Origin of the sequence: Pseudomonas sp. D47 (assembly GCF_045447305.1) — a bacterium.
GTDB lineage: Bacteria > Pseudomonadota > Gammaproteobacteria > Pseudomonadales > Pseudomonadaceae > Aquipseudomonas.
This window is the reverse complement of sequence record NZ_JBJGXU010000134.1, coordinates 1-3,127: the sequence shown is the minus strand read 5'-3', so window position 1 is coordinate 3,127 and position 3,127 is coordinate 1. Positions and strand designations below refer to the sequence as shown.

The window sequence follows — 3,127 nt, the reverse complement described above, 5'->3', positions numbered from 1 at the left end:
CACTGCGTTGGGGACCTTGCCGTTGGCCACGGCATTGTCTTTGGTGACCGTCAGGTTGCCCTGGTCGATCATCGCCGTACTGGTATCCGCCACAAAGAGTACAGAAACGGTCGCAGTAGCAAGTACGTCGCCGTCTACACTCGCTGTCACATCGGTGCTTCCAGTTTTTTGGCTGCGAAGCTCAGCGCTGAAACGCCCATCGGCGTCTGTGATGGCACTGCGAACGATCATCGCCTCATTGTTGGCCGTAAGCCCTACATTGACACCCGGCACCGGGTTCTTATGTCCATCAATGAGTGTTCCGGTAAGGATCACCACATCGTTACCGGCCGTCGCTGTTTTCTTACTCACATCGAGGACAATTTCTGCCGACTGTACATCCGCTATGAAATAAACATCGATGGTATGGGCTTTGCTATTGGATTGACCGGTGACAGCAACCTTTCCGGCTAGCGAGCTCGCGAAACTCAAGCGCGCAAGACCATTTGCATCAGTCACAGCAATCTGGACATCGCGCGTCGCAGTATTGGTCAAAGTGAAGCTCACTTCAGTGTTGTCGACCGGATTGCCCCTATCATCCCAAACTGTTGCACTGACTATGTTTGGTGTACTACCGTTGGCCGGAGAGCGATCCTCGATGACCGCCAACTCGATGGAGCCGACGGTGATCTGGCTTTCACTGATAGCGAGGTGGTAGCTATCATCGGCGACTTCGATGTAGTTCTGAGGGAGGCCCTCATTATCGCCTGCATTCGCCGGGGCAATTAAGAAGCCAGCAGTGGCGCGCAACACGTTACCCGCAGAGGCCAGCAACTTTTCGAACAGACCGTTCCTGCCCTCCAATGAGGCAAGACGGGGCATATAGAGCCGCGCAATAACGTTGATCTGTTGAATGTCGGCGCCAGGCGCTACAGTAATTACGCCTGACTGAGGATCAATCGTCACCGTCGATGTGTGGCTGGACAACTCGTAGCGCACGATACCTGCGGTGGGAACACCACGCAGCGATGGTGAGACCTGAGTCAAAGGAGCGCCAGACGGAGAATTAGCCTGAATGACAACCGTCTTTGAAATAAATCCGAAATCTCGGTACTTGGCCTGCTCTTTGTAGTTCAACACAACATTGTAATTACGGTCGACAAAGTCCTGCTTAGCCAATGCCAAGGGTCTCATGGCTGTAGCCTGCCCGGAACGCATTTGTTGGTTAAGATCGCGATCAAAACTCCAATTCAGATTCATGCCGAAGGAAAACTGTCCGCTCCCACCTTGAAGCTGCTGATGCTCAGACGTAAAATCCAGCAACGGTATCGGCTGCCACTTCAAACCGACACTATGCCCACTAGGATCTTTCTTCAGTTTACCAGCACCAAAAGCGTCCACACCCTGGCCTTTCCACTGAAAGTACTGAGTTGTAGCAGACAGCTGTGGGATACCGGGAATCAGTACCTCACCCCGCACATCCCAACCAGCGGCCGGGCGCTCAAACAGGTTCATCCGGTTGGGATCAGAGTTCAAACGTTGCTGATCGGACTTTTTCCAGGGGCTGACAGGTATATAAGCATTGGTCGCGAGACGGGCGCTGTTGCCCCACATCTCCAACCCAAGCCCTGCGCGACTGTGACTGCGGGTGAAGTCGTGATCAAAGAAGGTATTGCCGCCCAGCATCAGATCAGAGCTAACCAGACGCCGGTAGCCTACGCCCACGTTCGCCAGATTGCGATCATCAAACGTGCGAGCGCCCAGTTGAGCGAAGAGGATGTCCTTCTCGGTTTGGGCAATGGGGTGCAAGTAATCGACGTTCAGATCGACATCGTTGGTGCGCGCATTCGCGCGCAAGCCGATCTTCGCACGACCGTAAGGTGATAAAACGTCCTCAACCGAGGATGACATCATGTTGGTCAGCACATTGGTGGCGGTGGTAGCGCCGTGCTGAGCAAAAAAAACACCCGCTCCCTGGCCATTGTTACGCGCCTGACGCTCATAGGCATTGGCGGCATCGGATGCCACTTTGGCCAAGAGCATTTCAAAGTCCTGCTGACTTTTAGGCGAGTCAATACCTCTGATAGGCTTGTTGCCTTTTAGGGCTTTTGATGGGTTAGCAGCGGCCGGGATCAACAGAACCTCACCCGCCCCAAGTGTATTGACCGCTGGCTCACCTAACACCACCGTGTTGAGGCGACGCAACTCAGGCTCTGATCGATTGACCTGAACTGCCAGTGAGCCCAGCGTTTCGCCAACAGCAAGCGTATGTGTGACATAGCCAGGGTATAAACGCGACTCGCCCGTGTTTTGACGAGGGATCATAAGGGCTTGGCCGGACCAGCCTAACTGCATGGTCTGTTCATGCAAAGCCTGCAACGCAGCCTCGGTTACGCCAAAGCGAGCAGCAATACTGCTAAGCGCTTCATGCTCGGCAGGCACTACCAGGACGTATTCTTGGTCTGGCAGGACTGTTTGTTTTTTTTCACGCGCGACTTGTATAGCACGCTCCGCGACGGGAGATGCGAGCGCGCTGGTAACACTAAAAAGCTGGAGGGCTAAGCAAAGATATGCAGTCTTGCGAAACGCACCCGCATGGCGGTTAAAAAATCCAAAATTATAGCTGAGCATATCCATCGCGCCATCAAGAGTCCTGGACGCTTTATAACTACAATCGACACCAAAAGTAGTGAAAAAACAGTGAAAACTTGTTTTTCACACAAGGGCCCTCGAATAACCGCCTATTTCCGAGAGTTCAAGAGTGCGCAGATTTTCTCATCCGTGACGGCGAAAGGTCCTGCGCGCTCTTTAACCAATCCCATCCAGGATTAAATTCAAGCATGATGCCTCTGACGAGCTTCAGCAGCTCGGCGCCGTGCCCGGCATCGGCTTCCGATTAGCTAAAATCCGACAATTCCACTCTTTTTCGGTCGCGGTAGGAATGGCAGTTACCTGCCACCCCCCGCACATAGATCCGTACGTGCGGAACTACCGCATACGGCTCCTGCCTCAGGTACGTGACGCGAAGCGTTCCTCTGGGTAAGGATGAGCATTACGAGGATGGGGATATAAAGGTTCGTACAGCCCAAAGCGAGACCACTGAAGGCGGCGACGCTGGCTGCGACGCCTGAGAGCTTGCCGCCAGAGG

Annotated in this window: 1 protein-coding gene; it reads right to left on the bottom strand. The window is 53.9% G+C overall.

The genetic code is table 11. The features are described from left to right. The coding region (locus ACI77I_RS31810) for an inverse autotransporter beta domain-containing protein (RefSeq protein WP_407000150.1) at nucleotides 1–2,616 on the bottom strand (2,616 nt) is incomplete at its 3' end. Nucleotides 2,617–3,127 lie beyond the last annotated feature (511 nt).